This window comes from Kitasatospora sp. NPDC004289, assembly GCF_053602875.1.
In genome coordinates, this window is record NZ_JBSGEL010000145.1 from 1 (window position 1) to 6682 (window position 6682).

Sequence of the window (6682 nt, forward strand, 5' to 3'; positions counted from 1 at the left end):
CTTGGAGATCACCTGGAAGACCAGGTTCGCCGGGACGCAGACATCGCACGCGGTTAGGCGTCAAGCGAGGCTTGAGGCGGATGACGCGCTGCTGGGCGGGGCCGTTGGGGGCGGTCAGGCCGTTGGAGGCGCCGTCCTGGTTCACCGCACTGCCGCGCAGCACCGCCAGCACGGGGTGCCCGTGGCGCCGCGCGTCGGAGAGCCGCTCGACCAGCAGCAGGCCCACGCCCTCCGCCCAGCCGGTGCCGTCCGCCTCGGCGGCGAAGGCCTTGCACCGGCCGTCGGCGGACAGGCCGCGCTGGCGGGAGAACTCCACGAAGCCCTGGGCGGTGGCCATCACGCTCACCCCGCCGGCCAGCGCGAGGTCGGACTCGCCGGAGCGCAGCGACTGCGCGGCCAGGTGCAGCGCGACCAGCGAGGAGGAGCAGGCGGTGTCCACCGTGACGGCCGGGCCCTCGAAGCCGAAGGTGTAGGAGATCCGGCCCGAGGCCACGCTGTCCAGGCCGCCGATCCCCAGGAAGCCCTCCAACTCGCCCGGGGCGTCGTGCAGTCGGGGCGTGTAGTCGCTGCCCGCGATCCCGGCGAAGACCGCCGTCCGGCTGCCGCGCAGGCCGGCCGGGTCGATGCCGGCCCGTTCGAAGGCCTCCCAGGCCGTCTCCAGCAGCAGGCGGTGCTGCGGGTCGGTGGCCAGCGCCTCGCGCGGCGAGATGCCGAAGAACTCGGCGTCGAACTCGGGCGTGGTGTCGAGGAATCCGCCGTGCCGGGTGTAGGAGGTGCCGGGGTGGTCCGGGTCGGGGTGGTAGAGCGCCTCCAGGTCCCAGCCGCGGTCGGCCGGGAACTCGCCGATGGCGTCCACGCCCTCGCTGACGACCCGCCAGAGGTCGTCCGGCGAGGCGATCCCGCCCGGCAGGCGGCAGGCCATGCCGACAATCGCGATCGGCTCGTGCTTGGCCCGCTCCACCTCCTGGAGCCGCTTGTTGGCCTTCTGGGCGTCGGCCAGGGCCCGCTTCAGGTAGTCCCTGAGCTTCTGGTCGTTGGACATGGTTGCCTCTCGGATCACGTGCGGGTGGTTGCGGTGCGGGCGCTCAGTCGGAGTTGCCGTCGATCAGGGCGAAGAGCTCCTCGTCGGTGGCGCTGTCCAGGTCCAGGTCGAACTCGTCCTCGCCGGAGGGGTCCTGGCCCCAGCGGTCGACCAGGGCCCGCAGCCGGGCCAGCACCTGATCGCGGTCCTGGTCCACCGGGCCGTCCAGCAGCCGCTCCAGCGCGGCCACCGACTCAAGGGCGCCGAGCTCACCCGCCCGGTCCCCGACCGGCAGTTCGGCCAGCAGGTGGGCGGCCAGCGCGGCCGGGTTCGGGTGGTCGAAGACCAGGGTGGCGGGCAGCTCCAGGCCCGTCCCGGCGCCGATCCGGTTGCGCAGCTCGACGGCGGTCAGCGAGCTCAGGCCCAGGTCCCGGAAGGCCCGGTCGGCGCCGACCTCCCCGGTGTCGGGGTGGCCGAGCACCGCCGCCGCCTCCCGGCGGACCAGGTCCAGCAGCAGCGCCTCGCGGGCCGACGGGTCGTCGAGGACCGCGAGCCGGGCCACCCAGGGGGCGGTCTCGCCCGCCTCGGCGGCCCGGGCGGCCGGGGCCGTCACGGTGGAGTTGGTGACGGTGGCGTCCAGCCAGTACCGCTGGCGCTGGAAGGCGTAGCCGGGCAGCGCCAGCCGGCGCGGCCGGGCTCCGGCCAGCACGGCCGGCCAGTCCACCGCCGCGCCGCGCACCCAGAGTTCGGCGGCCGAGAGCAGGAAGCGGTCCAGGCCGCCGTGGTCCCGGCGAAGGGTCCCGGTGACGACCGAACCCCGTCCGGCCCCGGCGGACTCCAGGGTCTCCTGGAGCGGGACGGTGAGCACGGGGTGCGGGCTCACCTCGACGAAGACCGCGTGGCCCTCGGCGGCCAGCGCTCGGGCCGCCTCCTCGAAGCGGACGGTCTCGCGCAGGTTGGTCACCCAGTACTCGGCGTCCAGCCCGGCGGTGTCCTGCCAGTCCCCGGTGACGGTGGAGAGCAGCGGCACCTCGCCGGTGCGCGGGCGGACCGGGGCGAGCAGCTCCAGCAGCTCCTCCCGCAGGCCGTCGACCTGGGCGGAGTGCGAGGCGTAGTCCACCGGGATCAGCCGGGCCCGGACCTCCTCCGCCCGGTAGCCCTCGACCAGTTCGGCCAGCGCCTGCGGCTCCCCGGAGACCACGGTGGCCGAGGGGCCGTTGACCACGGCGACCGAGAGCCTGCCTCCCCAGGCGGCGATCCGCTCGGTGACCTCGGCGGCGGGCAGCGCCACCGAGGCCATTCCGCCCCGGCCGGAGAGGGCCAGGATGGCCCGGCTGCGCAGGGCCACCACCCGGGCGCCGTCGGCCAGGCTCAGGCCGCCGGCCACCACGGCGGCGGCGATCTCGCCCTGGCTGTGGCCGACCACCGCGTCCGGGCGGACGCCGTGGGCCTGCCAGAGCTCGGCCAGCGAGACCATCACGGCCCACAGCACCGGCTGCACCACGTCCACCCGGTCCAGGCCGGGCGCGCCCGGCTCCCCGCGCAGCACGTCCAGCAGGGACCAGTCGGTGTGCGGGGCCAGGGCCGCCGCGCACTCGGCGATCCGGGCCGCGAAGGCCGGTGCGGTGTCCAGGAGTCCGACCGCCATGCCGGCCCACTGGGAGCCCTGGCCGGGGAAGACAAAGACGGTCCGGCCGTCCACGTCGGCCCGGCCGGTGACCAGGGCGGGCGAGGGGTCGCCCGCCGCGAGCAGCGTCAGCCCGGCCGGGTCGCCGACCACCACGGCCCGCTCCTCCAGCGCGCCCCGGGTGGTGACCAGGGCGTGCGCCACGTCGACCGGCTCGGCGCCCTCCAGGGCCTCCGCCACCCGCCCGGCCTGCTCGCGCAGGGCCTGCGGCGTGCGGGCCGAGACCGCGAAGGGCAGCACCGGCGGGGTGGCACCGCGCTCGGGGGCCGGGGCCTCCTGCGGGGCCTGCTCGATGATGACGTGGGCGTTGGTGCCGGAGACCCCGAAGGAGGAGATCCCGGCCCGGCGCGGGCGGTCCACCCCGGGCCACTCCTGACGCTCGGTCAGCAGCTCGACCGCACCGGCCGACCAGTCCACGTACGGGGACGGCTCGTCCACGTGCAGGGTCTGCGGCAGCACGCCGTGGCGGATGGCCTGCACCATCTTGATCACCCCGGCGGCGCCGGCGGCGGCCTGGGTGTGACCGATGTTGGACTTCAACGAGCCCAGCAGCAGAGGCTGTTCGCGGTCCTGCCCATAGGTGGCCAGCAGCGCCTGGGCCTCGATCGGGTCACCCAGCCGGGTGCCGGTGCCGTGGCCCTCAACGGCGTCCACCTCGTGCGCGGCCAGCCCGGCCTGCGCGAGCGCCTGCCGGATGACGCGCTGCTGGGACGGGCCGCTCGGGGCCGTCAGGCCGTTGGAGGCGCCGTCCTGGTTGACGGCGCTGCCGCGCAGTACCGCCAGCACGGGGTGCCCGTGGCGCCGCGCGTCGGAGAGCCGCTCGACGAGCAGCAGGCCCACGCCCTCGCCCCAGCCGGTGCCGTCCGCCGCCCCCGCGTAGGCCTTGCAGCGGCCGTCCTCGGAGAGGGCTCGCTGGCGGGAGAACTCCACGAAGGTGGTCGGGGTGGACATCACTGCGACGCCTCCGGCCAGCGCCAGGTCGCACTCCCCGGTCCGCAGCGACTGGGCGGCCAGGTGCAGGGCGACCAGCGAGGAGGAGCAGGCGGTGTCCACCGTGACGGCCGGGCCCTCGAAGCCGAAGGTGTAGGAGATCCGGCCCGAGGCCACGCTGCCCGCGCTGCCGTTGCCGAGCCAGCCCTCCAGCTCCGCCGGGACCTCACGGACCCGGGGCGCGTAGTCGTGGTACATCATCCCGGCGAAGACGCCGGTCCGGCTGCCGCGCAGGGTGGCCGGGTCGATGCCCGCGCTCTCCAGCGCCTCCCAGCCGGTCTCCAGCAGCAGGCGCTGCTGGGGGTCGGTGGCCAGCGCCTCGCGCGGGGAGATCCCGAAGAACGCGGCGTCGAACTCGGCGGCCCGGTCGAGGAATCCGCCGTGCCGGGTGTACGAGGTGCCGGGCCGCTCCGGGTCCGGGTCGTAGAGGTTCTCCAGGTCCCAGCCGCGGTCGGTCGGGAACTCCCCGACGGCGTCCCGGCCTTCGGCCACCAGCTGCCAGAGCTCGTCCGGCGTGGTCACCCCGCCGGGCAGGCGGCAGGCCATGCCGACGATGGCGATCGGGTCGTCGGCGGGCAGCGGCGCCGGGGACGCCGTACGGACCGCCGGGGCCTTCGCCGCGCCGAGCAGCTCGGTGAGCAGGTGCTCGGCGAGGGCGGCCGGGTTGGGGTGGTCGAAGACCAGGGTCGCCGACAGGCGCAGGCCGGTGGCCGCGCCGATCCGGTTGCGCAGCTCCACGGCGGTCAGCGAGTCCAGCCCGAGGCTGGTGAACGGCCGCTGCGCGCCGACCGAGCCGGCGTCCGTGCCGAGCACGGCGCCCACCTCGGTGCGGACCAGACGCAGCACCGTGGCGAGGCGCTCGGCCCGGTCCGGCAGCGCGGCCAGCCGCTCCGTGAGCGCGGCCTCCCCCGCCGCCGCACCACCGCTGCCCGCCGCCCGGCGGACCGGGCGGACCAGGCCGCGCAGCAGCGCGGGCACCGGACGGCCGCGCAGGGCGGCCAGGTCGAGCGGGGCGGGGACCAGCACCGGACGGTCCGTCAGCAGGGCGGCCGCGTCGAAGAGCGCGGCCCCCTCGGCCGAGCCGATCGGGCGGATCCCGAGCCGGGCCAGGCGGGCGTGGTCGGTGGCGCTCAGGTGGCCGGTGATGCCACTGGCCTCGGCCCACTGGCCCCAGGCCAGCGACTGGGCGGGCAGGCCGATCGAGCGGCGGTGGGCGGCGAGCGCGTCCAGGTAGGTGTTGGCGGCGGAGTAGCTGGCCTGCCCCGGCGAACCGAGGACGGCGGCGACCGAGGAGTAGAGCACGAAGGCGGCCAGCTCGTGACCCCTGGTCAGCTCGTGCAGGTGGCGGGCGCCGTCGGCCTTCGGGGCCCACACCGTCTCCAGCCTGGACGGCGTCAGCGCGCCGAAGACGCCGTCGTCCACCACACCGGCCGTGTGCACCACGGCGGTGAGTGGGTGCTCGGCCGGTACCGCGGCGATCGCGGCGGCCAGCGCCTCGCGGTCCGCCGCGTCGGCGGCCGCGATGGTCACCCGTGCACCCAGGCCGGCCAGCTCCTCGCGGAGTTCGGCCGCACCGGGGGCGGCGTCGCCACTGCGGGAGAGCAGCAGCAGGTGCTTCACACCGCGCTCGGCGACCAGGTGACGGGCCAGCAGCCCGCCCAGCACACCCGTGCCACCGGTGATCAGTACGGTGCCCTCGCGGTCCCACGGCCGCGCCTCGCCGTGCTCCGGCACGCTCACCCGGGCCAGCCTCGGCACGTGCACCCGGCCGTCACGGACGGCCAGTTGGGGCTCACCGGAGGCCAGCACGGCCGGCAGCAGCCCGCCGAGCTCGCCGTCCACCAGGACGATCCGTTCCGGGTGCTCGGACTGCGCGGAGCGCAGCAGCCCCCAGACCGGGGCCACCACCGGGTCCGGTGCCTCGCCGGCGACGGAGACGGCACCGCTGGTCACGACGACCAGCCGGGCCCCCTCGTTCGCCTCGTCGGCGAGCCATCCCTGAGTCGCGGTCAGCACCTCGGCGAGCACACCATCCCGGGCCTCGGCCCGCAGGACGGTGTGGGCGGGCAGGTCGTCCGCCTCGGGCAGCGCGAGCTCCGGCCACTCGACCGCGAACAGCGCGTCCCGGTCGACCGCCGGGGCCGTGCCCAGCGCGCCGTCCTGCACCGGCCGGGTGACCAGGGAGGCGAGCGAGATCACCGGGCGCCCCTCGGCGTCGGTGGCCTCGATGGCGTAGTCGTCCGCGCCGCTGACGGTGAGCCGGACCCGGATCCGGGTGGCACCCGCCGCGTGCAGCGAGACGCCCTGGTAGGCGAACGGCAGGCGCCGCACCCCGGCGGCGCTGCCGTGCAGGGCCGGGAGTTGGGCCGCCGCGTCCAGCAGGGCCGGGTGGATGCCGAAGCGGGCGGCGTCCTGGGCGAGCTGCTCGGGGAGGGCGGCCTCGGCGTACAGGGCGTCGCCGTCGCGCCAGACCGTCTCCAGGCCGCGGAAGGCGGGCCCGTAGTCCAGCCCGACCCCGGCCAGCAGCTCGTACGCCTCGGCGACCGGGATCTCCTCGGCGCCCTGCGGCGGCCAGGCGAAGGGCTCGGCGGCGGCCGGCGTCCGCTCGGACAGCAGGCCGGAGGCGTGCCTGGTCCAGTCCCCCGCCACGCCTGCCCGGGAGTGGACGGCGACCGGACGCGTTCCGTCCTCGGCCGACTCACCGACGGTGACCTGGAGTTGGAGAGCGCCCTCGGCCGGGAGCAGCAGCGGCGATTCGACCACCAGCTCCTCCAGGGTGGCCGCGCCGACCTCGTCACCGGCCCGGACGGCCAGTTCGACCAGGGCCGCGCCGGGTGCCAGCACGGTGCCGAGCGCGACGTGGTCGGCCAGCCAGGGGTGGGTGCGCAGCGAGAGGCTGCCGGTCAGCACCACGCCCGAGGAGCCGGCCGGGCTCAGCGCCGCGCCGAGCACCGGGTGCTCGACCGCGCCGAGGCCCAGGCCGC

Annotated in this window: 2 protein-coding genes; both read right to left on the bottom strand. The window is 76.4% G+C overall.

What is annotated here, in order from left to right; genetic code table 11:
- A partial coding sequence (locus tag ACWEPF_RS39305) for a beta-ketoacyl synthase N-terminal-like domain-containing protein (protein WP_452176444.1) occupies window positions 1-1057 on the bottom strand: 1057 nt, incomplete at its 3' end.
- A 28-nt stretch (window positions 1058-1085) separates the two neighbouring features.
- The coding region (locus tag ACWEPF_RS39310) for a type I polyketide synthase (RefSeq protein ID WP_452176445.1) at window positions 1086-6682 on the bottom strand (5597 nt) is incomplete at its 5' end.